Below are 23,910 nucleotides of genomic sequence, written 5' to 3'. Positions count from 1 at the left end.
GGTACGGGTCGCCGCGGACCGGGTGCGTCCGCCGCCGATCGCACGGGAGGTGCGCCCCATGGCACGTCGGCTCCGCTCCGTGGACCTCGGCTTCGTCCGGACCGCCCCGCTACGGCTGGTCTTCGCCGCCGACGCTTCAGCGCCTCCCGCGGTGGTGTACCGGGCGCTCGCCGAGGAAGTCGACGGCTGGCCCGGCTGGTTCACCGCGGTGACGGCGGCCCGGTCCACCGCGGCGGGCGCGGGCCGTGAGATCCGGCTCAAGGGTGGCACGGTGTTCCACGAGACGATCGTCGCGAAGGAACCCGGTGAGCGGTACGCGTACCGGGTCGATGAGACCAACGCACCTGCTCTGCAGGCCCTGTTGGAGGAGTGGCGGCTCACCCCCACGGCAACCGGGACACGCGTGCAGTGGACCTTCGCCGCCGACGGCCCCGCGGCGTTCCGGTTCGTCCTGCGACTGGGCCGACCGGCACTGGGTCGGGCGTTCAGGGACGCGGTGCGCAATCTCGACAAGCGGCTGGCCGCAGCCTCCGCCTGAGAGGGGGGCGGTCACTCCCCCACGTCGCCGTCGACGGCCTCGCCCATCAGGTCGGCCTGCCCGTGGTGACGGCCGGGCTTCAGCAGGGCCAGTTACCGGTGACCAGGAAGCGTCGGATCGTCGCGGCGTACGGGGCGATGTCCAGGCCCTGTTCCGCGAGCCAGTTGTCGGAGTAGTACTTGTCGAGGTAGCGGTCTCCCGGGTCGCAGAGCAGTGTGACGATGCTGCCGGTGCGACCCTGGTCCACCATTTCGGCGACGATTTTGAACGCGCTCCACAGCCCGGTGCCGGTGGAGCCGCCCGCCTTGCGGCCGATGGCCTGTTCCAGGGCGCGCACAGCGGCGACGCTGGCTGCATCCGGCACCTTCATCATCCGGTCGATGGCGCCGGGCACGAAGCTCGGTTCCATCCGGGGCCGGCCGATCCCCTCGATGCGTGAACCGCAGTCGCTGGTGGCGAGGGCGTTGTGGTCGGTCCAGCCGTCGAAGAAACAGGAGTTCTCCGGGTCGGGCACACAGATCCGGGTGTCGTACTGCATGTAGTGCACATAGCGGGCGATGGTCGCCGAGGTGCCGCCCGTCCCGGCGGTGGCGACGATCCAGGTGGGCTCCGGATAGCGCTCCAGCCGCAGCTGCTGGTAGATCGACTCGGCGATGTTGTTGTTGCCGCGCCAGTCGGTGGCCCGCTCGGCGTAGGTGAACTGGTCCATGTAGTGGCCCCCGGAGTCGGCGGCGAGCCTGGCGGACTCCTCGTACAGCTTCTGGGCGTCGTCGACGAAGTGGCACTGACCGCCGTGGAATTCGATCAGCCGGCACTTCTCGAGGCTGGTGGTGCGGGGCATCACCGCGATGAACGGCACCCCGATCAGCTTCGCGAAGTACGCCTCCGAGACGGCCGTCGAACCGCTGGACGCCTCGATCACCGGCCTGCCCGGCCGGATCCAGCCGTTGCAGAGCCCGTAGAGGAAGAGCGAGCGGGCCAGCCGGTGCTTGAGGCTGCCCGTGGGGTGCGTCGACTCGTCCTTGAGGTAGAGATCGATCCCCCAGGCCTCGGGCAGCGGGAAGCGCAGCAGATGCGTGTCGGCGGAGCGGTTGGCATCGGCCTGGACCTTGCGGACGGCCTCCTTCAGCCAAGCCCTGTAATCATGGTCGGTGCGGTCGATGTCGACGGTTGCCGTGACATCGCCGTCGGGCCTGCGCTCACTGGTGTTCATCAGCACGCTCCTGCTCATCGTGACCGGACTTGCGGGCCACCGGCCCCCGCATCCCACGATAGGCCCCCTACCTGCACAAACTTTGACTTTGGGGATCCATAGCACTGCCTTGGTGCGGGGAGCGGGACGACCGCGGCACACCGTGGCGCATTCGCGACATGCTGCCTCGCCGCGACCTGGTGCGCCTGCGGCCGTGTGGGCAGACTGACCGCCAGAAGCGCAACGAAGGGGGCGAACCAGCCATGAAGGAAACGGAGTTCAGCGCGACAGGAGTACGGATCGAGCGGTGGGCCCGGTCGCTCACCAGGGCCGGTCAAGTGATCGTCAAAGACGGCCGGGTGGCACTGCTGACCAGCTACGGGCGGGAGATCGACAGCGCCCCGGCGGGGGCGGTGCGTGCGCGCAGGCCATGGTTCGCCGGAGTCGACTCGACGGTGGCGCGGGTCAACGGGACGTGGTATCGGCTGACCATGGGGCAGCGCGACCGCGGGCCGGCCCGTGCGGGGCCGTCGCGTCGCTTCCTGGAGGCGCTGCGCAGCGCGGGCGCCCGGCCGGGCGGAGAAGCGGGGCCGGCCGAACGGGGCTGACGGTGCGCCACGGCCGGGTCACCGCGAGTTGCGGAGCCCTGACCTCTGAGTGACATTGGAATCGCGTCACTCATGGTTTACCGGCGGTGACACTGTGATCCAGCCCGCCGGACCAGGAACGACAGACGGCCACCGCCGACTCCGTTCCGTCGTCTTCTTCCGGACCTATTTCGGGGAGTCGCAGCCGTGATCAGCGAGCCAAGCAGGCACTGCTCGGTGGAGCTCCAGGCCCTGCCGTCGCGGATCGGTCAGGTCCGCAGAATCATCTCGGCGCAATTGCGCTACTGGCATCTCGACCCTCTGATCGACCAGGCAGCGCTCGGCGTCACGGAGCTTCTGACCAATGTCCACCGGCATGCACAGCCGGACAAGACGTGCACCGTCGAGATAGAGCTGCTGCTCGAACGTCTGACGGTCTCCGTCCACGACCACGACCCGCGGCTGCCGACCGTGCGCGCGGCCGATGCCTCCAGCACCTCGGGGCGCGGACTCGCGATGATCGCCGCAGTCAGCGAGAGCTGGGGTTTCCGGCCGTGGGGCAGGGCCGGGAAGGTCGTCTGGTTCACGCTGTCGGCTCCTTGTGCGACGGTGACTCTGCCGCCGAACTCGCTGTACGGGGCGACGACCGACGGCCCGTTCGGCGCCGTGACCACCACGTCTCCGCTGGAGGCCGTGGCGCACACCGACGCCCGGTCCGCCGTGGTCGGTTAGGGCTTGATCCGAAAGACAGGCCCTGGACTCAGCGAGGAGCGGGGCGCCCGCCGGCGCCCCGCTCCTCGCTGCCCGTGTTCAGTCGGCTGCGATGGCACGGAGCACGTCCAGGCGCGCCGCACGCCGAGCCGGTCGCCAGCCGGCCAGCGCCCCTGCGGTGATCCCCACCAGAGCGATCACCAGCAGCCGCGTGGGCGGCAGCGCGAAGGCGAACGGGGTGTCGCCCGCACCTTCGGACGCCTTCACGAGCACCCAGCCGAGGAAGCCGCCGAGCAGCAGACCGCCTGCTGTGCCGAACGCGGCGACCAGGACGGATTCCCAGCGGACCATGGTCCGCAGCTGACTCCTGGTCTGTCCGACGGCCCGCAACAGGCCCAGTTCCCTGGTGCGTTCATGGATGGCCAGGGTGAGGGTGTTGGCGATCCCGAGCAGAGCGATCAGTACGGCGAGCGCCAGCAGCGCGTAGACCAGCGTGAGCATCATGTCGATGGAGCCGGCCGAGGACCGCGCGTACTCGCCGCGCGTCTGCACGTCCGGACTGCCGTACGCCGCAGCGGTCTTCTCGACTGCCGCCTTTCCGTCGGCGGTCGACACCCCGTCCTTGAACGACACGGCGATGAGCCTGTCGGAGTCCTGTGCGCGGTGCGGCGCCCAGGCCTGCCGGGTGATGACGTAGGTGCCCGCCAGTTCCGACCGGTCGTAGACCGCGCGGACCGTAAAGGTCTGCTGCTTGCCGTCGGTGAAGGTGAGCCTGGCGGTGGAGCCGGTGTGCAGACCGCGCTCGGCTGCCTCCGCGCCGGACACGGCGATGCCGTTCGGACCCAGTCCGTTCATGGATCCGCGGACCGGGCCGAGGTCGAAGACCCTGGCGAGCGCGGCAGGGTCGGTGACGGTCAGGGCCCGTCCCGCGCCGTTGACCTCCGCAACGCCCTTGCCGAGGCCGACCGCGGTGGACACTTCCGGCAGCCGGCCGACGGCGGGCGCGAGTGCGGGGCTGAGACCGCTGCCACCGGCGCCGAACGCGGGTGCGCTGATGGCGACATCACCGGCGAAGGACCGATCCACGGTCTGGTTCATGGTCGCCTTCAGGGAGGCGCCGAAAACGGTGAAGAGCGAGACGACCGCGACGCCGATCATCAGCGCGGTCGCGGTGGCGGCGGTCCGTTTGGGGCTGCGCAGCGCGTTGCGCCTGGCCAGTGCGCCGGTGACACCGCGCAGCCGGCCGAGTGGAGCGCCGAGGATCCGTACGGCGTATGTGGAGGCGGCCGGGCCGAGCACCACGAAGGCGGCGAGCGCCAGGACCGCACCGGCGGCCGACGGCCAGACGGACGGATGGGCCAGGACACCGATCAGGATGGCGCCCAACGCCGCGAGCAGCAGCAGGACACCGGTGACGGCTCGGGTCCGGGAGGCCGCCGAGTCGTCGACGGCGGTCTCGCGCAGGGCCGCGAGCGGTGCGGTGCGCCCCGCGTGGACGGCGGGCAGGAGGGCCGAGCCGAGACAGACGAGTACACCGACGGCGAGCGGAAGCAGCAGCGAGATCCCGCTGATCACGAGCGCACCGTCGGGGAACGGGAAGCCCACGGCGGGGAAGAGCGCTTGCAGTCCGGCGGCGATCCCGATGCCCCCGGCCAGTCCGGCGGCGGAGGCGAGCACGCCGACCGCGGTCGCCTCGACGAGGGTCGAGCCGAGAATCTGACGGCGGGACGCGCCGAGGGCGCGCAGCAGGGCGTTCTCCCGGGTGCGCTGCGCGACGACGATCGCGAACGTGTTGTGGATGGAGAATGTGGCGACCAGCAGGACGATCCCGGAGAACACCAGCAGCAGCGTGGTGAACAGGCTGAGGAACGCACCGGAGATCATGCTCTGGTTCTCGGCGGCGGAGGCCTGTCCGGTGATGGCCTCCGTGTCGACGGGCAGCACGGGAGTAAGCGCGTCGACGAGTTCCTGCTGGCTGGTGCCGGGGCCGGCACGCACCTGGATGCTCGACGCCTCGCCGGGCTTCGGGGTCAGGTACTTCTCGGCGTCGGCCTGCGTCATCCCGGTGTAGGTGGCCTGGCCCATGCCGTCCTCGCCGCCGAAGGTGGCCAGGCCGACGACGGTGACGCGCACGGGGTCGGGGGTGCGCAGTACGGTCGTGTCGCCGATCTTCAACCCTCCCCTGTCGGCGGTGCCGCGGTTGATGACGACTTCGCCGGACCGGGACGGGGCTCGCCCTTCGGCGAGCTTGTAGGGGTTGAGCTTCGGGTCCTGGATCCAGTTGCCGGCGACGGTGGGCGGGCCCTGGCCACCGATGGGCTTGCCGTCGGCGCCGATCAGCTGCCCGGCGCCCTGGATGTCGGGGGCCGCGGCGGCGACGCCCGGCGTCTGCTCGATCGTCTTCACGAGAGCGGTGCTCACCGGCTGCCGGGTGCCCTGCCCTTCACCGGACACGGTCACCGCATTCGTACTGCGGACCACGGCGTCCGTACCGCCGGCAGCGTTCGCGAACATCGTGCCGAAGCTGGCGCGCAGGGTGTCGCCCATGACGAGCGTGCCCGTGAGGAAGGCGACGCCGAGCAGAACGGCCGTGAACGTGCCCGCGAAACGACGCTTGTGGGCACGGAGCGAGGAAACGCCGAGGCGCAGGGAGGCGCGGGCGCCGGTCATGGCGTCACCGCCGTTGCGCCCGGCGACGGGTCGAAGCCCTTGAGCCGGTCGAGCACGCGTTCCGCGGTGGGGTCCTGCATGCGGTCGACGAGGCGCCCGTCCGCGAGAAAGACGACCTCGTCCGCGTGGGCTGCGGCGACCGGGTCATGGGTGACCATGACGACCGTACGGGAGGTCCGGCGAACGGTGCGCCCGAGGAGCCGCAGCACCTCCTCTCCGGCCCGGGAGTCGAGGTTGCCCGTCGGTTCGTCGGCGAAGACGACGTCGGGGTTGCCCGCGAAGGCGCGGGCCACGGCGACGCGCTGCTGCTGCCCGCCGGAGAGTTCGCTGGGCCGGTGGTGCAGCCGGTCCCGCAATCCCACGGTGTCGATGAGCGCGTCGATCCACTCCCGGTCGCCGCGCTCCCCCGCGAGGTCGATGGGGAGGGTGATGTTCTCGGCGACGGTGAGGGTCGGAATGAGGTTGAAGGCCTGGAAGACGAAGCCGATGCGCTGTCGGCGCAGCAGGGTGAGCCTGCGGTCGTCGAGCGCGCTGAGGTCCGTGTCGCCGATGAGTGCGGAGCCGGAGGTGAGGGTGTCGAGTCCGGCGGCGCAGTGCATCAGGGTGGATTTTCCGGAGCCGGAGGGCCCCATGATCGCGGTGAAGCGGCCGGCCGGAAAGTCGACGCTCACCCCGTCCAGGGCCCTGACCTCGGTGTCACCCGTGCCGTAGACCTTCACGGCGTCGACGACGCGGGCGGCGGCGACGACGCCGGTGCGGATGGTCGTGGTCATGCCGCACCTCGCCGGCCCGTACGGCCGAACTGCTCGTCCAGGACGGAGAGCCGGCGCCAGTACTCGTCCTCGTCGATCTCGCCCGCGGCGAAACGGCGGCCGAGCAGAGTGATGGGCGACTGTTCGCCGAGGGCGGCGGGGTCGCTGTGTCCGCCGCGCGGGCCCCAGGGACCGCGTCGGCCGCCTCGCCACACGGTACGGCGCAGGACGGTGAAGACCGTGACGGCGACGGCCGCCCAGACCAGCGGGAAGAGGAGGATCCACGGCCCGGGTCCACCGGAGTAAGCCAGGGTGTTCATCTCGGTCAGCTCCCTCGGTTCAGAGTTCTCGGTCGGCGTTCTTCCGACGCTTCCGAGCCTGGCCCCGGGAGGGGGTCCGAGTCGTCGTACGGTCAGCGGCAGCGCACATACCCCCGCGGGAGTACGCGGCGGTCCCGCGGCTGCTCCCGTTGGCCGGCCAACATTCCCGGTTTCTGTACCTGCTGGTATGTGCAGTGAGCTTCATGAGCACTCCGGATCGTCTGATCGAAGCCACCCAGGAGCTCCTGTGGGAGCGCGGCTATGTGGGCACGAACCCGAAGGCCGTCCAGCAGCAGGCGGGCGCGGGCCAAGGCAGCATGTACCACCACTTCACGGGCAAGCCCGACCTGGCACTGGCGGCCATCCGTCGCACGGCGGCGGCGATGCGGGCCACCGCAGAACAGGTGCTGGGCGGCCGGGGATCGGCGTACGGGCGGATCTCCGCGTATCTTCTGCGCGAGGGTGACGCACTGCGCGGCTGCCCGGTCAGTCGGCTGACGATGGACCCGGATGTCATGGCCGGCGACGAGCTGCGCGCCCCGGTCGACGAGACGATCGGCTGGCTCCGCGGACGGCTCGCCGAGATCGTCCAGGAGGGCCTGGACCAGGGCGAGTTCGACAAGGCGCTGGTGCCCGACGAGATCGCGGCAACCGTGGTCGCGACGGTGCAGGGCGGCTATGTGCTGGCCCGCGCCTCGGGCTCTACGGCGGCCTCGCTGCGCGCGAGGTAGGAGACCTCGACGGTGCCGGTGCCGGTGACCTCGGCGGTGGTGACGGCGCGCGGCTTCGGCTGGTACTCGGTGTTCAGGACGCCGTACAGGACCGGGCCGGTGCACGCGGCGACGACTGCGGCGGCGATGACGAAGCCGCGCCGGTTGTTGCTTGAGCCGTTGCGCGATGCCGCCGCCGGGCCAGCGGGTCCCTTTTCGGCCACATCGGAGGATTCTGCGACTGAAACCGGTTGTCCGGTATTCAACGTCGGGTCTGCTGGTGCACTCACGGCCCCTCCAGGCTGAATTCGCCCGATGCAAAGTCGGGCGGTTATACACCACGGCGAGGCATTGAATCCAACGCTAAGGCAAATCGGCGCATAGTGAGGCCGATTCGGCGTCCAACTATCCTGATATGTCTTGTCGCTTGACGGCGCATCAATTCTCGAACTAGAAACCGCGGCGCTGCGACCGAGAGTCGCCCGGGAGGGGTGAGCTGTCTCTTGACGTTCCGTCGGCGCCGGCGGTTCCTCAAGCATGCCCAGCTCGCAGGGTGGGTCGCGGTGTTGTTCCTCCAGGTCCCCCGGCCTTCCGGGCGGACCACGACGTGCCCGTTTCGATATCTGTGCAACGGGTGCACCATGGAAAGGGTTTGGGGTGAAAGTTCGGTACGGGAGATTCATCTCCTGTCTAGTGGTTTCGGCCGTGGCGAGTTCGCTGCTGCCGCAGATCGCGTATGCCGCACCGTCCTCGTCATCAGACGGCGGTGGGGACAAGGGAATCGTCGACACCGTCAAGGGCTGGTTTTCCGACGAAGATGACAGCGATAATAAGCCGCCCACCGGTGACAAGTTGGAGATACCCAGTCGGCAAAGGCTGCCGAAGGGTAAGAACTCTCCGAAGGCCACTCGGGTCAAGGAGCTGACGGGCAAGCGGACTTCGCAGGCCCGGTTCTGGCAGATGTCGGACGGCAGCGTTGAGGCCGACCTGACGGCCGTGCCCACGAACTACAGGTCCGGCACATCCTGGCTGCCGATCGACACTACGGTGCGGTCCTCACACGCCAAGGGTTTCGACTTCGCCAACACGGCCAACGAGGGCAAGAGCTGGTTCGGTTCGGACGCGGGCAGGCTGCTGCGCTTCCAGTCCCCTGACGGCCGCTCGGTCACCATGGGTCTCGACGCCGACAGAGCGAGCCTCAAGCCCACCGTCAAGGGCGACACCGTCACCTACAGCGACGCCGTCTCCGGCGCGGACCTGGAGTACAAGGTCGGCCGTGGCCAGGTGAAGGAGAACATCGTTCTGGATCAGGCCCCGGCGGGCCCGGTCTCCTACACCTTCACGCTGAACACCGACGGGCTGACTCCCAAGGCGCGTAAGGACGGTTCGGTCGCGCTGTTCGGTGAGCTGCCGAACACCCCGGTGATGGTGATCCCGGCTCCGTATATGACGGACGCGAAGAAGGGTGCGCTGTCGCCGACCGGCGGCACGTACTCCACGAAGGTCACTCAGAAGCTGACCCGGGTCGGCAAGCAGTGGAAGCTGGTCGTCACACCGGACACCGCGTGGCTTGCCGCCAAGGACCGTCAGTACCCGGTCGCGATAGACCCGACGATCACGATCGCGCCGAATGCGGCGACCTCGCAGGACACCATGGTCCTCTCGGATCAGGCGGGGGTGAACTTCAACAACACCTGGAAGCTGTCGGCCGGCAAGACCGACACCGGCATCGCCCGCTCCCTGATCAAGTTCCCGCTCTCCGAGATCCCCTCAGGCACGAAGATCGACTATGCCCGTCTGGGGATGTATTTCGACCAGGCGCACACCACCAACGCCAACGATGTGACCATCGGCGCCTACCGGGCGACCGGCGCGTGGGACGAGTCGACGGCGACGTGGAGCAACACCAACGCCCTGGTCGGCGAGCTGTCCGGCACCACCGTCATGCAGGACGACGGCGATGTGGGCACGGCGGCGGTCGGCTCGTGGCCGGGTGGCACCACCACGGGTGGGGCGGCGACCAACGACGACTTCGTCTACAACAAGACGACCTCCACCGGTCAGTCCTACACCTGGCAGCCCAATGTGGCCGAGACCGCGTCCTACCGGGTGGATGTGCACTACCCGGCGGCCTCCGATGCGGCCACCGCGGCCCCGTACACGGTGACCTACCGGGACGGCACGAAGAACTACACGGTCAACCAGACCGGCACCGCCGGCACCTGGAAGACCCTGGATGCCACCCAGTACTACTTCGCCAAGGGCAACACGGGCAAGATCGTGCTCGGCGGTACGGGATCGGCCACGACCCGAACCCTGGCCGACTCGATCCGGCTGGTGAACCCGGCCTCGATCGTGAAGAACGCCGGCGAGTACAACCAGTGGCATGACTTCGCGGTTACCGACACCGTCCAGAAGTGGGTCTCCGGCACGGCGACCAACTACGGGTTCATTCTCAAGGGCACCGACGAGTCCGGTACGGCCCTGACCGGTGGTCCGCGCTACGAGGCCGGCGACGGCTCCGTCTACGGCGGCGAGACCTCCAGCATCCCGCGGCTGACGGTCACCTACGGCAAGGTCGGCACCACGCTGAAGTCGCCGACCGTGGTGCACTCCACGGGCCCCGAGCTGTCCTGGTCGAAGTACACCAACACCACGGGTGACACGGGTCTGGACATCGCCGAGTACCAGCTGCACCGCTCCACGCAGCAGGTCTTCACCCCGTCCGCGGCGACGCTGATCGCGCCGATCGCATCGGGCGCGACGACCTACACGGACACCACGGCGGTGCCGACCCCCGACTCGTCCTCGGCCGAGATCGGGAAGTCGTACTACTACCAGCTCGCGGTGAAGACGAAGGACGGCCAGCTGCTCGGCTCGCCGACCCGCGTCGTCGGTATCCCCAAGGCCGGCCGCACCATGAAGATCATCCAGGGCAGCCAGGGCGGCGTCACCGATACCACCCTGTCCTCGCAGCAGCCGACGACGAACCAGGACGCCATCCAGTCCTTCGGCGTGGGCCAGAAGTGGCTGAGTGTCGGCAACAACTCCACGACGTACGGCAAGACCCGTGCCGTGTTGAAGTTCCCTACCACGGGCATCCCCACCACCGCCACGGTGCTGGAGAACAAGATGTACATGTGGGGTGCGGAGACCACCACCGGCACCGACGGTGCGATCTATGAACTCCACGGTCTGACCAAGGACTTCGACGAGACCACCGCCACGTGGAACAACCTCAACGCCACCACCGCGTGGACCACGGCGGGCGGCGACATGTCCGCGACCGTCTCCGACACCGTCGCCTCGGTCTCGGAGGTGGGACGGCACTGGTGGGACGCGACCGGCCTGATGCAGTCGTGGGTGAAGACCCCGACCGGCAACCACGGTGTCGCGGTCAAGCTCAAGGACGAGACGACCACCGGTCCACAGGAGCGCACGCTGTTCCTGAACGGCGAGGCCGCCGAACCGCAGTTGCGTCCGTACATGCAGGTGATCTACGTCGATGCGGCGACGGAGGACACCTACTACGCGCCGCAGACGCCGGCCCGTATGACGCCGAACTCCACGTACACGGTGGAGTTCACGGTTACCAACACCACCGCGACGGCGTGGGCGGCCAGCGAGCGCGAGCTCTCCTACACCTGGAAGCTCCCCGACGGCACGGACGTGACGACGGGCGGCAACCAGCTCAAGACCGCCATCCCGGCCCTCCTGCCGGGCAAGTCGGCCACGATCCAGGCCAAGGTCGCCGCCCCGATCAACTCGGACTCCGGCAACAAGCGCAACGAGTACGTCCTCGGCTGGGACATCCGCAAGATCTCCGACGGCACCTGGCTCTCCGCCGGCACCGGCGGCATCCCCTCGCTGAAGCAGAACGTGGCGGTGGAGGACCCGACGTCCAACACACTGGGCATGGAGAAGTTCTACTCCTACACCGGCAAGAACACCGGCGCCGGGTCGAACTTCATGAACAACCTGGCCTCCGGCAACGGCGTGTGGCAGTACAACGCCTTCACCAACCCCGGCCGCGGACTGAGCACCTTCGCCCGCTTCGCGTACAACAGCCAGGACACCTCGGACACCGTCGCCGGCCACGGCTGGTCGTTCCAGTTCGCGGGCCCCATCCGGCTCGGAGCGCCGCTGGACTTCCACCCCAACCCCAACCCGACCGAGATCCGTCTCCCGGACGGCGACGGCACCACGCACGTCTTCCGCAAGCAGGCGGACGGCAGCTGGAAGGCCCCGGCGGGCGTCCACTACAAGGTCACGATGAAGGCCGGCCTGGACTGCAAGCCGACCAAGGACCCGGTCCCGGACGCCTGGACGCTGACCCGTCCCGACGGCACGCGTTTCCTCTTCGGCTGTGACGGCTACATGACGTCCACGGTCGACAAGAACGGCAACACGCAGACGTTCACGTACGAGGAGCGCAAGTCCAACAACAAGCCGACCAAGTTCCTCAAGTACATCACCGACCCGGCCGGCCGGCAGACGCTCACGGTCGACTACTGGACCAAGGGCCAGTCCGGCTACCAGTACGTCAATGACTCCGGGGTCCTCACCACCGACGCCGGTGCGCTGAACAACTCGAAGATCTACGACCACATCCGCTCGGTGACCGACGTCTCCGGCCGGAAGCTCGATTTCTACTACACCACCAAGGGCCTGCTCGGACAGTTCACAGACGGTGTGGGCTCGACGCAGCCGAAGGTCTTCAAGTTCACCTACGACGCCACGCAGGGCAACAAGAACGTCAAGCTCGTCAAGGCCACCGACCCGCGCGGCAACGCCACCAACCTGGCGTACTACGCCCCGCAGGCCGGCGACGACCCGAAGTACCACTGGTGGGCCAAGACGATCACCGACCGTCTGAACGGCAGCACGGGCTTCACGTACAAGGCCAACACGGCGAACCCCGAGTTCACCGACACCAAGGTCACCGACGCCGAGGCTCACGCCACGGACTACGTGACCGACGACTTCGGCCGCCCGGTCCAGACGACCAACGCCAAGTCCCAGACCACCAAGATGTCGTGGGACGCCGACAACAACGTCACGTACCTGGAGGAGGTCAACGGCGCCAAGACCGCGTACTGCTACGACCAGAAGACGGGCTACCCCCTTTGGTCGCGGGACGCGGAGAACAACAAGGGCGGCGTCCCGCCATCCTCGGACTGCGCCCCGGGCACGTACCCGGCGAACTCGCAGCAGTACAGCTACCAGACCCGCCTGGACGGCTTCTCCGCCGACCTGTTCACCAAGACCTCACCCGAGGGCCGCAAGTGGCAGTTCGGCTATGACTCGTTCGGCAACCTGAAGACGGTCACCGACCCCAAGGGCGTCGCGACCACCGCGGTCCCGGACGACTACACCACCACGTATGTCTACGACGCCTATGGCCAGCTGACCAAGGCGACCGACGCCAACGGCAATCCGACGACCAACAGCGACTTCAGCCCCACCGGCTACCCGGCGAAGATCACCGACGCGCTGAACAAGTCCACGGCGTACGTCTACGACGTACGGGGCCAGGTCCGCGAGGTCACCGACGCGTTCGGCAAGAAGACCACGCAGACGTACGACACCTTCGGCCGTCCGATGGACAAGGTGGTGCCGAAGGACCAGGCTGCCGGCGATCTGATCACGTTGGCGGCGCCGGAGTACGACGCCAACGACAACGTCACACAGAAGGTTGCGCCCAACGGTGCGACTTCGACGGCTGTTTACGACGCGGCGGACCAGATCACTTCAGCCACCGCGCCGAAGGACACGGACACCTCTGCCGAGCGCAAGACGGTCTACACCTACGACAAGGTCGGCAACCTCAGGACGACGACCGAACCCAAGGGCGTACTGACCACAGCGGACGCCACCGATCACGTCACCTCCAACGCGTTCGACGAGATCTACCAGCTCACCTCCGTGGTGAACTCTGAGCAGCACAAGATCTCGTATGAGTACGACAGCGTCGGCAACGTCACCCGGATCGTCGATCCGAAGAAGAACGCCACCTCGGACCCGACCGACTACCTGACCAAGACCGCCTACGACCTGAACCACCGGGTCACCGCGGTCACAGACGCAGCCGGCAATTCCATCTCGACCACCTACGACAAGGACTCCTTGGTCACCCAGACCAAGGATGCCGAGGGCAACATCACGTACGTCGACTACGACGAGCGCGGAAAGCAGAAGGAGGTTCGGACCCCCTACGAGGGGACCACGTTCCGCAAGACGCAGTACGAATACGACCAGGTCGGAAGCACCACCAAGGTGATCTCACCGCGTGGTGTGGCCACTGCCGCCACGGATGACTTCACCCAGCGCACCGAGTACGACGCGCTGAACCGTCCGGTCAAGCAGTTCCAGCCGTACGACCCGACCGACGCTCGCTATAACGACCCCAACGTCTACATGCAGACTGTGTACGACGCGGTGGGCCGGGTGTCGAAGAAATCGCTTCCGCCGTCCGAGGGCCAGTCGGTCCGCAATGACACGGTCTACGACTACTTCGACAACGGCTGGGTGAAGAAGTCCACCGACCCGTGGGACATCACCACCACCTACGACTACACCGTGCTCGGGCAGCAGAGGGCCCGCACGTTCACCTCGGCGGGCGGTTCCTCGGACCGCACCATGACGTGGTCGTACTACCCCGACGGCAAGCTGAAGTCCAAGGCGGACGACGGTGTTCCGGCGGGCAAGTCGGTCGTCCTGGTGGACAACTCCGACAGCCAGCACACCTCTGCCACCGGGACCTGGGCCACGGGCGACATCGCCGGGCAACAGGGCTACGACCACCGCACGCATGCGGCCGGTACGGGCACCGACGCCTACACGTGGACGCTGAACATCCCCAAGGACGGCACGTACACCGCGTACGTGAGGTACCCGAAGGTGACCGGCGCCGCCACATCCGCCAAGTACACCCTCACCCAGGGCTCGACGTCGCACCCGTCGGTGACCAAGGACCAGAACGCCGCTACGGGCACCTGGGTCTCCCTCGGCTCCTACAGCCTCAAGCAGGGCAACGACGCCAAGCTGAAGCTGGACCAGAACAGCGCAGGCATCGTCGTCGCCGACAGCGTGAAGCTGGTACGGGAGACCACCGGCGAGACGGACAACGAGAAGAAGTCCTTCGCCTACGCCTACGACGTCAACGGCAACCTGACCTCGATCGACGACACCTCCTCCGGTGCCAAGATCGACGCCTACACGGTCGTCTACACCGGCCTCAACCAGGTGGCCAAGGTCACCGAGGCGCTCGCCGGGACTGAGAAGAAGTCCACGTCGTACACCTACGACAGCAACGGCAAGCCGGACACGATCACCCATCCCGACCAGTTCGCCACGTACACCTACGACCTGCGGGATCTGGTCAAGACGGTCTCGATTGGCAAGTCGTCCTCGGACGCCTCGCCAAAGGTGACGTCGTACACGTACACCGACCGGGGCCTGAAGCTCCAGGAGACAAAGAACAACAAGAACACCGTCGACTACACCTACTACCTCAGCGGTGCGGTCAAGGCGACCACTGAGAAGAAGGCGAACGGCACCCTCGTCTCCTCGCACACCTACGCCTACGACCCCAATGGGAACAAGGCGCAGGACATCGCGAAGAAGATGAACGCCGACAACACGGCGGCCTATCTCGAATCGACCACGGACTACACCTACGACCCCGCGAACCGGCTGGCCAAGTCGGTCAAGACCGGTAACGGCGCGGGCACCGAAACGTACGTCCACGACGACAACGCCAATGTCGTGAGCCAGTCCGTCAAGGGCACGTCCACGACGTACACCTACGACCGCAACCGGCTGGTCTCGGCGACGGTGGGCGGCTCGACAGCCACATACAACTACGACCCGTTCGGTCGTCAGGAATCGGTCACCGGTGGTGGAAAGGTCATCGAGCGGTCGGTGTACGACGGCTTCGACCACGTCGTCGAGTCCCAAAAGGCCGACGACACCGGCGCGTTGAAGTCCACGAGGTACACCTTCGACCCGCTCGACCGCACCGCCTCGAAGACCGCCGACGGCAAGACGACCGATTTCAACTACCTCGGCATGTCCAGCGAGGTACTGGGCGAGGAAGTCGCCGGCGAACTCACCAAGTCCTACCAGTACAGCCCGTGGGGCGAACGCCTGTCCCAGGTCAAGCACAACACCGACGGTACGAGCGAGGACGGCTACTACGGCTACAACTCGCACACCGACGTCGAGACGCTGACCGACAAGAACGGCAACTCCAAGGCCACCTACGGCTACACCCCCTACGGATCGGAAGACGAGTCCGAGTTCACGGGCATCGACAAGCCGGACGCCGGTAACCCGACCAAGGAGGCGTACAACCCTTACCGCTACAACTCGAAGCGGTGGGATGCACACTCCGGCACCTACGACATGGGTTTCCGGGACTACAATCCCGGACTCAACCGGTTCACCAGCCGGGACATGTACAACGGTGCGCTTGCGGACATGGGCCTCGGTTCTGATCCGTACACAGGCAACCGGTACGCCTTCACCGGCGGAAATCCCACGAGCTTCGTCGAGTTGGACGGTCACATCTTTGGCTGTGACTGGTGCGACGACGCCATCGATGCGGTCGGAGACTTCGTCGTAGGCGGTACCAAGAAGGCGAAGGGTGGCTGGACCACCGTCGTCGACACCTTCCTCACGGGGATCGGGTGGTATAACAAGACGGCCCCCAACGGGTACGAGTCCGACTACTCGGGCGACCTCAGCAAGGGCCGGCTCGTCGAGCCCGATGGACAGTGGGACTGGGTTCCGGGAGTATCACGATTCCCGTTCGTACAGGACAGCTGCGCCGACGGCGAGAGCTCGGTGTTCTATCAGCCCCTCGACCAGTACGACCGGGCGCAAGGCGTACGGGCCTGCCTGAACAAGGGTGACTACAGCTGGGTCAGCGGTTCTCGGACGATGGGCAACCCCAACTCCATGATCGCGGGAACTCCGGCTCCACGCCCCATGAGGGATTATCCCGAAACCAGGACCCCGGGTTTCGTGGATGGGAAGGGCATGAACCGTGGCCACCTCCTGGGTAATCAGCTGGGTGGTAGCGGCACGGACCTGCGGAATCTGGTCACGCTGTACGCTAAGCCCAATCAGGTTGAGATGAACGCGGAGGAGAACAAGGTTGCCGAGATGGTGAAGAAGGGGCAGACGGTGTACTACGAGGTCACCGCTGAGTACACCGGCGAAAATGCCGTTCCCGATTATCTGACCATCAATTGGCTGAACCTGGATACTGGGGAAATGCCAGCCGACCCCATTACGATCTGGAACACCCCGTCTGGCCTCGAGCCGTGACCCGGTGTAGCTAGCAGGTTGTCATAGGGTGCGGGCAAATTTCACTTGCGAGATTTGCCCGCGCCCTTCCTCTTGGAAGGTTTCTCTATGTGGGTGCAGCGCCTAGTCGAGTTCACTGGCTGGGAGTCGTCGGTTCACTCCGTCGATTGGGCGAGGGTCGAAGGGGAGTTGCAGGCCCCTCTGCCGGCGGACTTCAAAGAGCTGTGTGAAGTTTTCGGTGGAGGTACGTTCTGTGACTCCGTATCCTTTCTCGGGGACACGGAGGGGTTCTCATTCGACTTTCTCGGACGATGGCGGGTGACTATGCCGGTAGAAGGAGCCGGTGGCTCGTACCCGGTATATACGCCGGGCGGCATTGGTGTTGTCACGTGGGCATCGACGGAATGGGCCGATGAATACTGCTGGCTTATTGACGCGCGGCGACCCGGTGAATATCCCATTCTTGCGCGAGATGACGGCGGCGAGTGGTGCAAGTTCGAGATGTCGACGTCCGAATTCCTCTACCGGGTTCTTTCGGATGAGAATTTCAAACCTTTCGGGATCGCGCAGTACGGCCTTGATCCGACATTCCTGCCGGCCCGCTCGGTCGAAGGGACGTGAGCTGATGCGGCAGCAAAGCGTGGGTCGCGGACTGAGAGTCGCCGGCTGGATACTTGTACCGCTGGGACTGGTGCTGCTGTTGCTGGGAGGGATGGGGTACAGCGGCGGCGCGGCCCATGAGCAGATCACCGTCTCAGGCGATGCGATGCAGCCCACCTATCGTCCGGGCGAGCGGTTGGTCATCGAGCACATCGACCAGGACAAAATACGCCGAGGCGACGTCGTCCTCGTCAGCGTGCCAGGCCGGTATGGGGGTGCACCGGCCCTGCAGCGGGTGATCGGCCTGGGCGGAGACCGCGTGGAGTCCACCGACGGTACGCGGGTCGCCGTGAATGGCAAGCAGATCGACGAACCGTACGTAAGGCGCGACACGTTCGGCCCGGCGGGAGTGCAATATGACGTGACCGTCCCGGAAGGACGGCTGTTCCTGCTCGGCGACCACCGGGCTAGCGCAAACGACTCGCGCTACTTCCTCAGCGAACAGTCGGGCAGCGTTGCGGCCTCCGACGTGCGCGGCCGTGTCCAGGCCGATCGGGCCGTGCCGCTGGTGCTGCCAGCACTGCGGGTCTTCGGAGCCCTGCTGACGCTGGTCGGGATCGGGTTGGGAATCTGGGGGTACGTGACCAGGCGGCGTTCCCGAGACACGGGCGCGGTGGTAACGGCATGGCCTGTGGCTTAGCCTCGATCTTTCGTGAGGGTCCGCCGACGGAGTCGGCGGGCCTTTTCGGTTTTCGGGGCGGGTGGTGGGCAGGCATCCTCCACCTGGACCTAATCGCCTTCAGATGGCGCCTAGCGGCTGGTCGCGGTGAAGCCGGCTCTGCCGCAGCTGCGTTCCGCGCTGCTGACCGCGTTCGATTTGCCCGCCACCGCTTTGACGAACCGTACGGACGCGGCGGACCGCGCGCTGATCGACGCACTGACCTCGATTCGTCTGCGGCCTGACGGCCGTATCTGATCCGGCGGGTTGCCCTGGTTTGTCCTGTCGGTGTGGACGTGGGGCCTTCGCATGCGCTGCGGGGGCGTCGGGCTCCACGGGCCCGAGGGGTGGTGCGGCTACTCCTTCCTGGTCTTCGTCGGGTCGGGGTCCGGTCGTCAGGTGACGTCGGGAAGTTTCATTGCGTGGTGCCAGGCGGTGGTGAACGCGGACGCCCAGGGCCAGGTCTGGTCAAGGTGGAGGGTGCGTCGGCGGGCGTGGGAGGTGAGGCGGGCGGGCAGGTGGTACAGCTTCCTGCGGATCGTCTCTGGTTCGGACTTGGCCAGGCCGGGCTCGTCGTGCAGGAGGAGGAGCCGGGTCCAGGCGTCGAGGTCGGCGGCGAGGGTGGAGGCCAGCACCCAGGCGGCGTTGAGCTGCCAGGACTTCGAGGGCAGCAGCCCGAGACCGATCCGCTTGGTCGCTTTCACCCGGTCCTCCACCTCGGCGTGATCGCGATACAAGGCGTCGAGGAACCACACCTGCCCGGATCCGGGCACGCCGGAGAGTCCCTGGTGGGCGGGGATGTTCGTGGCGACGATCTGGTAGCGCCAGCCGGTGCGCTTCTCGAAGGCGGTCAGCTGCTTCGCGTCCCGGCGCGAAGGCTTGACCCGGCGCACGATCAGCCGCATCCCGGCCGGCCAGCCGGCCAGGTCGCGCACCCCGGTCAGCTCGGCGACCTGGTAGAACAGTCGTTCTCCGTCGGGGTTGTTGATCTCGTGGACCTCGCCGTCCTGTCGCAGCGCGGCCGTCCACACGTGCTCGGGCAGCAGCGCGATCGCGGCCTCGTCCGTGTCGTTGACGGCCCAGCCGGTCACCCACCACACCCGGCGCCGGCTCGTGGTCAGCGACTGCAGGTGCTCGAGAACCCCGTGGCTGAAGGCCGCGCCGTCGATCCGGATCAGCAGCTTCGACCACAGCGGCAGCGGCAGTTGCCGCAGCGCGGCGGCCAGGACGCTCCTGTGATCAGCGACATCGTTCGGAGCGGCATTGCCGGGCCGCAGCAGCATCGCGACGCACTCGCGGGTGTTGGCCACCCAGGCCCCCAGCGGCATGTGACCGAAGGTGCCCTTGAACGTGCCGCCCGCACCCTCCTTCTTGCTGGTGCAGGCGACGATGGTGGCGTCGAGATCGAGGACGTACCAGCCGAGCAGATCCCGGCCGCACACCGTGATCCAGGGAAAGCCGCCGGGGCGCAGGGCGAGCAGTGTCCACACCACGCGACGTATCGCGGCGCGGACCCGCTCGACCCGCACCGCCACCGGGCCGTCGATCGTCTCCAGAGTGCGCCACAGCGTGCTGTCCGAGACGGGATGCGGGAACAACATCCGCCAGTGATGCTGGAGTTGCTCAGCCTCCAGGACGTTCCTGGCCCCGAGCGCGATCGCACAGGCCAGCTGGACCAGCGCCATGCCCCGGTCCCGCCATCCGGGCCCGACACCCTGGGGCAACGCGCGGGTCAACGCGATGGTGAGCCCCACGCGGTCCGCGACCTTCCGCAACAGCACGATGCCCGCATGTCCGACGAGATTGCGATCGTCGGCCCGCACCACGAGCCGCCGATCCCACCCGCTACCCTTCACCTTCTGGGTGCCCCTTGCTCCGCGACGTTCTTGATCTAGTCAATCCAGATCATCGCAGGCCAGGGGCACCCTTCTACTGTCAAGACGTCAGTTCACAGGCGGACAAACGCTATAGCTGAATACATGAGGCTGAAGCTGCTGATGTCCGCTCGGGCCGCGACGATCGCCGAGCAGGCGGAGCGGATCGCGGAGTTGGAGCGGCAGGTCGCTTCGGATTCGCGTAACTCCTCCAAGCCGCCGTCCAGCGATGGGCTGCGCAAGAAGCCGGCGCCGAAGTCGTTGCAGTAGGCCAGTGGCCGCAAGCCGGGCCGGGCGAAGGGAGATCCGGTTGGCCGACTGGAGCAGGTCGCCGATCCCGACGTGATGATCGACCATTGCCCGTCCGTCTGCGGGGGTGCGCGGGGTGCGGGAACGGCCTGGCGGACGTGCTGAGTTCAGGCTATCGCGCCCGGCAGGTCTTGGACCTGGGGCGGGGACCCGATCATCCCCGACCCGGAGAAGCTCGAGTTCAATGTCCAGTACCACGACGGCTCCACGGGGCTCGAGAGCTGGGTGGAGCCTTGGGAATTCGTCAAGGAGCTGTCCGGATTCTCCGACATCCAGGGTTGCTCGAACTCCCCGTCGGCATGGCAGTGCACGATGGCTGCCGGACACGGCCTTCAATAAAAGCGGCTCTCCTGTCGCTTCCGTGGGTAGGTTCATGCAGCTTGACGCCCTGGTAGGTGGGGTCGGTGGCCGCCGAGGCTGAGCATGGCCAGTGCGATGAGCGCTGCGGGGTCCTTGAAGCCGAAGGCCATGCGGGTGATCAGGCGGATCTTGGTGTTGATGCTCTCCACGATCCCGTTGCTCATGGAGTGCTCGGCTGCCGCCGTGATGGCGTCCCAGTGCTTGACGATGGCCCGTTGCAGCTTGACGAAGGGCTCCAGTCGGGAGCGGCGGGCCCAAGACACCCAGTCGAGGAGGGCCTCGGGGGTGTCGGGGCCGGACTTCAACGCCAGGCGAAGGGCCTCCTTGAGCAGGTATGCGCGGTGCAGGACGGGGTGGGCTTTCGCGATGAACTCCAGTTGCGCGCGCTGGTGTTCAGTGAGGTCCTCAGGGCGTTTCCACAGGGCCCAGCGGGCCTTCTTCAGTGACTTCGAGCCCGGGGTGGCGCGGCCCTTGCCGCCGCGCTCGGCGTTCCAGACCTCGCGGCGCACGGTGTCCAGGGCGTCGGTGGCCCACTGCACGACGTGGAACGGGTCCATCACCCGCACCGCCTGCGGGCAGCGCTCGGCGACTACCTTCGCTATCCAGTCGGCGGCATCCGCGGACACGTGGGTGATCTTCGCGGAGCGTTCAGGTCCGAGCAGGTCGAAGAAGGACCGCAGTGTCTCCTTGTCCCGGCCGGCCGCCGCCCACACGAGCCGGCCGCTGTCGTGGTCGACCACCACGGTCAGGTACTTGTGGTGCCGCTTGTAGGAGATCTCGTCGATGCCGACCCGGGTAAGGCCCGCGAGCAGGTCCACGCGCTGTTCGACGTCCGACCACACGCGGGCGCAGATGCCGCCGACCGTGCGCCAGCCGATCCTCAGCAGTTGGACCACCGTGGTCTTCGAGCAGTGCGTGGCCAGCCAGGCCACCGTGTCGTCGAAGGCCAGGGTGTGCCCGGCACCGTGGCGGGCCCAGGGCACGTGGGCGACGACCACACCGTGCTGGGGACAGGATACCCGCGGCGCGTCGGCCTCGATGAACGCCCGGACCACCCCCAGGTCCAGGGCACGCCAGCGCCGGCGGCCCTCGCCGTTGTCGAACCGGGCGCACCGGCGACCGCAGACCCCGCACCGCTGCCGCCGCCTCTTCGCCGGGCGGGCATGGGCCACGATCACCACATCCCAGGGGCCCGCCTCCGCGCCGTTGCCCTCCTCGGCCTCGACCGACGCGACCACCGTGTGTTCGACTCCGAGCAGCCGAGTCCATATGCTTGCAGATCGCACGCCGTATCCAGGTTCTTCCGTTTCGTACTGTCGCAAGTCGAAACGTAGCCGGGCTACGGCGTGTTCTGCGTATCAGCCCTGGTCAGCGACCCACGGAAGCGACAGGAGAGCCATAAAAGCACCACAATTGATCAGGTGCAGCGCCTCTTGGGGTTGAATAACGCCCTGGGTGGCAGGGGTGTCCGGTATGCAGTTTCGAGCCCAGGTGGTGCCACGTTCTATCGGGCGCTCTTCCGGGAGTGGTTCCCGGCGGAGTTGGAAAGCGGTGCACTTGCGGTCCATCATGTTCCTTTCGGAGGGAGAAGCTGATGCTTGATGTCGATTTGGATCACGCTCTCCAGCTCATTGAGCTGGCTGCGCGGTTCGAATCTCCGTGGGATGCGGAGCGGGTTTCCTCTGAACTCGTCCTGTCTGGCTGGGATCCTGCTGGCTCGGTATCTCTGCCGCACCCGAAGCGTTTGACGCGGAATGGCCTCCGCCTGGGAATCGAAGATTACGAGGGCCTGGTGGTGCTCGGCGTCGCATTGCAGGAGTGGCAGGTCGATTGGGGCTCCCCCGATTACGTCAGCGACGTCACTGGGGAGTACCAGGGAAAGATTCGTGATTGTCGCGAGCTGGCAGGTCGGTTTACTTCTCTGATGGGCGAGAAATTCTCAGTGGAGCCAGAAGGCCTGGTGCTCGACGGCGATTACTTCGCATTCGTGTGGGTTGACTGCTGGAGGGTCTCCGATGTGCACGTGATACTGGGTCTCGAGCATCTCGATCCCGATGACACCCCCATCAGGGTTTCTCTGTACCTTTGCCGTGAATCCCGTGCATGAGTTCTCGAGCAAGCACCCGATTCCGGTGTGCTCAGGGGCAGCTGACGACCCTGCAGTAGCTGTGGGATCTTGCAGCGAATAGGCCTCTGGCCGCGGCGAAATGGATCAAGGCGGTGCTGCCGGGCGTTGGTCCGGCAGCACCGCCTGTTACATTCCGTTCCCGCAGTGGCACTTGTGATCTCTGCAGAAGCCAAGGTTGCCGGCGACGCCGAGTTGGCGCTCGATGAGGTTGTGGCGCGATGGACAAGATGGCCTGGCCACGGACCCGTACATGGGCAACCGATTGGCGCTCGCCAGCAGGCGATATGGCTGCTGAGCGCAGCGGACCCGCCGACTCCGGGCGGAGACAGCGGACGTCCCGCTGAAAAGTCAGATCCCGGGCCCGGGGCGGTGGTTCCACGAAGGCGACAATTTTCCGGGGGGACCCGGATCAGGTAGGACGTACGCAACGAGACACGTTGAGGGGAACGCTGCAGGAATCATGCAGAAAATAGGCATCAGCGATGCGGACCTCTACATCAACTACGAGGGGGCCCCTGCGCGGCCGCCGGCTTCCGTAGACACATGCTCCACAAGCTGCTACCCAACGAAGCTACACTCAGAGTCAATTTCCCGGACAACCGAACCACGTCGACCTGGGAATTCACCGGAGGAGTAGGAGGATGGAAGGTGCTGTGACTGCGGAGCAGTATCTCAGGTTCTGGCATCCGACCACAAACCGAGAGACCGGGCTGGAAGTATCTCAGGTCGGGCAGGTAGTAGCGGCCGCGGAGAAGGCTCTCGAACTTTATCGGGAAGCGGGAGTGGAAGACTTTCCAGGGCTCTCCCTCTGGAGAGGGAAGGACATTCCCGAGGACTCGCTGAACATCGGTGTGTCGCTGGACAGTTGGGTTCTCATCCACACCAATGAGGACTTCTGGCAGACCGTGACCAGGTCGACCGATCACCCCGGTGGTCCGTTGCGGCGAGTGATCTTCGACGACTCGCTGGAGATCTCGGCCAGGTGCTTCATCGATCGGGATCTCGCCATCGAGGCGATCGCTCACTGGCTCAATGGGAATGGGCTCCTCGATGCGGCCAACTTCTCGGAGGACCTGGACAGCGAGTAGGAAGTCCGGCCTGAACTCGGCGCGAGGACTATCGTCGAAGT

Annotated in this window: 19 protein-coding genes; 12 read left to right on the top strand and 7 right to left on the bottom strand. The window is 66.7% G+C overall.

The window, feature by feature from the left end; translation table 11 throughout:
• The first annotated feature begins 58 nt into the window (after positions 1-58).
• The gene (locus OG395_RS43890) at positions 59-538 is read left to right on the top strand and encodes an SRPBCC family protein (RefSeq protein WP_327247892.1); all 480 of its coding nucleotides are present in this window, start codon (positions 59-61) and stop codon (positions 536-538) included.
• A 79-nt stretch (positions 539-617) separates the two neighbouring features.
• Here the strand turns inward: OG395_RS43890 and OG395_RS43885 are convergent, their stop codons facing one another.
• Positions 618-1,751 carry a PLP-dependent cysteine synthase family protein gene (locus OG395_RS43885; RefSeq protein WP_327247891.1) on the bottom strand — a complete coding sequence of 378 codons (1,134 nt, stop codon included), beginning with the start codon at positions 1,749-1,751 and terminating at the stop codon, positions 618-620.
• 242 nt (positions 1,752-1,993) lie between these two features.
• Here OG395_RS43885 and OG395_RS43880 point away from each other — a divergent pair, with 242 nt between their 5' ends.
• Entirely contained in the window at positions 1,994-2,338 is a 345-nt protein-coding gene (locus OG395_RS43880) for a hypothetical protein (RefSeq protein WP_327247890.1), read from the top strand.
• A 186-nt stretch (positions 2,339-2,524) separates the two neighbouring features.
• Positions 2,525-3,049: an ATP-binding protein gene (locus OG395_RS43875; RefSeq protein ID WP_327247889.1), complete on the top strand. Its 525-nt coding sequence runs from the start codon at positions 2,525-2,527 to the stop codon at positions 3,047-3,049.
• 78 nt (positions 3,050-3,127) lie between these two features.
• Here OG395_RS43875 and OG395_RS43870 read toward each other — a convergent pair whose 3' ends face one another.
• Genes OG395_RS43870 through OG395_RS43860 form a run of 3 tightly spaced genes read right to left on the bottom strand, consistent with a single transcriptional unit; the run spans position 3,128 to position 6,770 of the window.
• Positions 3,128-5,698: an ABC transporter permease gene (locus tag OG395_RS43870; RefSeq protein WP_327247888.1), complete on the bottom strand. Its 2,571-nt coding sequence runs from the start codon at positions 5,696-5,698 to the stop codon at positions 3,128-3,130.
• A complete protein-coding gene (locus tag OG395_RS43865; protein ID WP_327247887.1) occupies positions 5,695-6,471 on the bottom strand; it encodes an ABC transporter ATP-binding protein in 777 nt (258 codons plus the stop codon). Before OG395_RS43865 ends, OG395_RS43870 begins: the two co-directional genes overlap by 4 nt.
• Positions 6,468-6,770, bottom strand: a complete 303-nt coding sequence (locus OG395_RS43860) for an SHOCT domain-containing protein (protein WP_327247886.1) — start codon at positions 6,768-6,770, stop codon at positions 6,468-6,470. Before OG395_RS43860 ends, OG395_RS43865 begins: the two co-directional genes overlap by 4 nt.
• Before the next feature lie 203 nt (positions 6,771-6,973).
• Here OG395_RS43860 and OG395_RS43855 point away from each other — a divergent pair, with 203 nt between their 5' ends.
• Positions 6,974-7,501 carry a TetR/AcrR family transcriptional regulator gene (locus tag OG395_RS43855; RefSeq protein WP_327247885.1) on the top strand — a complete coding sequence of 176 codons (528 nt, stop codon included), beginning with the start codon at positions 6,974-6,976 and terminating at the stop codon, positions 7,499-7,501.
• Here OG395_RS43855 and OG395_RS43850 read toward each other — a convergent pair.
• Positions 7,447-7,704 (bottom strand): hypothetical protein, encoded by a 258-nt coding sequence (locus OG395_RS43850; protein WP_327247884.1) that lies wholly within the window; start codon positions 7,702-7,704, stop codon positions 7,447-7,449. The genes OG395_RS43855 and OG395_RS43850 overlap by 55 nt on opposite strands.
• A gap of 1,429 nt (positions 7,705-9,133) precedes the next feature.
• On the opposite strand from OG395_RS43850, the gene OG395_RS43845 reads away from it, so the two are divergent.
• The 4 genes from OG395_RS43845 to OG395_RS43830 all read left to right on the top strand — a co-directional run bounded on the left by OG395_RS43845 (position 9,134) and on the right by OG395_RS43830 (position 18,368).
• Complete coding sequence (locus OG395_RS43845; RefSeq protein ID WP_442818795.1) at positions 9,134-16,813, top strand: golvesin C-terminal-like domain-containing protein; 7,680 nt, start codon at positions 9,134-9,136, stop codon at positions 16,811-16,813.
• A gap of 87 nt (positions 16,814-16,900) precedes the next feature.
• Positions 16,901-17,413, top strand: coding sequence for an SMI1/KNR4 family protein (locus OG395_RS43840; RefSeq protein WP_266993753.1), 513 nt, complete (start codon positions 16,901-16,903; stop codon positions 17,411-17,413).
• Positions 17,414-17,483: 70 nt separating this feature from the next.
• Complete coding sequence (gene lepB, locus OG395_RS43835; protein WP_327247883.1) at positions 17,484-18,092, top strand: signal peptidase I; 609 nt, start codon at positions 17,484-17,486, stop codon at positions 18,090-18,092.
• Positions 18,093-18,218: 126 nt separating this feature from the next.
• Positions 18,219-18,368, top strand: coding sequence for a hypothetical protein (locus OG395_RS43830; RefSeq protein ID WP_327247882.1), 150 nt, complete (start codon positions 18,219-18,221; stop codon positions 18,366-18,368).
• A 137-nt stretch (positions 18,369-18,505) separates the two neighbouring features.
• On the opposite strand, the gene OG395_RS43825 is transcribed toward OG395_RS43830, so the two are convergent.
• Positions 18,506-19,966 carry an IS1380 family transposase gene (locus tag OG395_RS43825; protein ID WP_327247881.1) on the bottom strand — a complete coding sequence of 487 codons (1,461 nt, stop codon included), beginning with the start codon at positions 19,964-19,966 and terminating at the stop codon, positions 18,506-18,508.
• A gap of 42 nt (positions 19,967-20,008) precedes the next feature.
• On the opposite strand from OG395_RS43825, the gene OG395_RS43820 reads away from it, so the two are divergent.
• Positions 20,009-20,254 carry a DUF6444 domain-containing protein gene (locus tag OG395_RS43820; protein ID WP_442818794.1) on the top strand — a complete coding sequence of 82 codons (246 nt, stop codon included), beginning with the start codon at positions 20,009-20,011 and terminating at the stop codon, positions 20,252-20,254.
• Positions 20,255-20,664: 410 nt separating this feature from the next.
• On the opposite strand, the gene OG395_RS43815 is transcribed toward OG395_RS43820, so the two are convergent.
• Positions 20,665-21,939, bottom strand: a complete 1,275-nt coding sequence (locus OG395_RS43815; protein ID WP_327241761.1) for an ISL3 family transposase — start codon at positions 21,937-21,939, stop codon at positions 20,665-20,667.
• A gap of 308 nt (positions 21,940-22,247) precedes the next feature.
• On the opposite strand from OG395_RS43815, the gene OG395_RS43810 reads away from it, so the two are divergent.
• From OG395_RS43810 to OG395_RS43805, 3 genes are all read left to right on the top strand, one after another.
• Positions 22,248-22,760 (top strand): hypothetical protein, encoded by a 513-nt coding sequence (locus OG395_RS43810; protein WP_327247879.1) that lies wholly within the window; start codon positions 22,248-22,250, stop codon positions 22,758-22,760.
• Between the two features lie 361 nt (positions 22,761-23,121).
• Positions 23,122-23,418, top strand: coding sequence for a DddA-like double-stranded DNA deaminase toxin (locus OG395_RS58580; RefSeq protein WP_442818793.1), 297 nt, complete (start codon positions 23,122-23,124; stop codon positions 23,416-23,418).
• Positions 23,419-23,422: 4 nt separating this feature from the next.
• Positions 23,423-23,869: an Imm1 family immunity protein gene (locus OG395_RS43805; RefSeq protein WP_327247878.1), complete on the top strand. Its 447-nt coding sequence runs from the start codon at positions 23,423-23,425 to the stop codon at positions 23,867-23,869.
• Positions 23,870-23,910 lie beyond the last annotated feature (41 nt).

This window comes from Streptomyces sp. NBC_01320 (assembly GCF_035974375.1).
GTDB lineage: Bacteria > Actinomycetota > Actinomycetes > Streptomycetales > Streptomycetaceae > Streptomyces > Streptomyces yanii.
The sequence above is the reverse complement of the archived record's forward strand: the minus strand, read 5'-3'. Positions and strand labels throughout refer to the sequence as shown.

Excerpts from the sequence above, each read along its gene's own strand:
- OG395_RS43810 (WP_327247879.1), top strand. The coding sequence starts at position 22,248 with ATGCTTGATGTCGATTTGGATCACGCTCTCCAGCTCATTGAGCTGGCT.
- OG395_RS43885 (WP_327247891.1), bottom strand. The coding sequence starts at position 1,751 with ATGAACACCAGTGAGCGCAGGCCCGACGGCGATGTCACGGCAACCGTC.
- OG395_RS43845 (WP_442818795.1), top strand. The coding sequence starts at position 9,134 with ATGGTCCTCTCGGATCAGGCGGGGGTGAACTTCAACAACACCTGGAAG.
- OG395_RS43805 (WP_327247878.1), top strand. The coding sequence starts at position 23,423 with ATGGAAGGTGCTGTGACTGCGGAGCAGTATCTCAGGTTCTGGCATCCG.
- OG395_RS43890 (WP_327247892.1), top strand. The coding sequence starts at position 59 with ATGGCACGTCGGCTCCGCTCCGTGGACCTCGGCTTCGTCCGGACCGCC.
- OG395_RS43855 (WP_327247885.1), top strand. The coding sequence starts at position 6,974 with ATGAGCACTCCGGATCGTCTGATCGAAGCCACCCAGGAGCTCCTGTGG.
- OG395_RS43860 (WP_327247886.1), bottom strand. The coding sequence starts at position 6,770 with ATGAACACCCTGGCTTACTCCGGTGGACCCGGGCCGTGGATCCTCCTC.
- OG395_RS43840 (WP_266993753.1), top strand. The coding sequence starts at position 16,901 with ATGTGGGTGCAGCGCCTAGTCGAGTTCACTGGCTGGGAGTCGTCGGTT.
- OG395_RS43865 (WP_327247887.1), bottom strand. The coding sequence starts at position 6,471 with ATGACCACGACCATCCGCACCGGCGTCGTCGCCGCCGCCCGCGTCGTC.
- OG395_RS43880 (WP_327247890.1), top strand. The coding sequence starts at position 1,994 with ATGAAGGAAACGGAGTTCAGCGCGACAGGAGTACGGATCGAGCGGTGG.
- OG395_RS43870 (WP_327247888.1), bottom strand. The coding sequence starts at position 5,698 with ATGACCGGCGCCCGCGCCTCCCTGCGCCTCGGCGTTTCCTCGCTCCGT.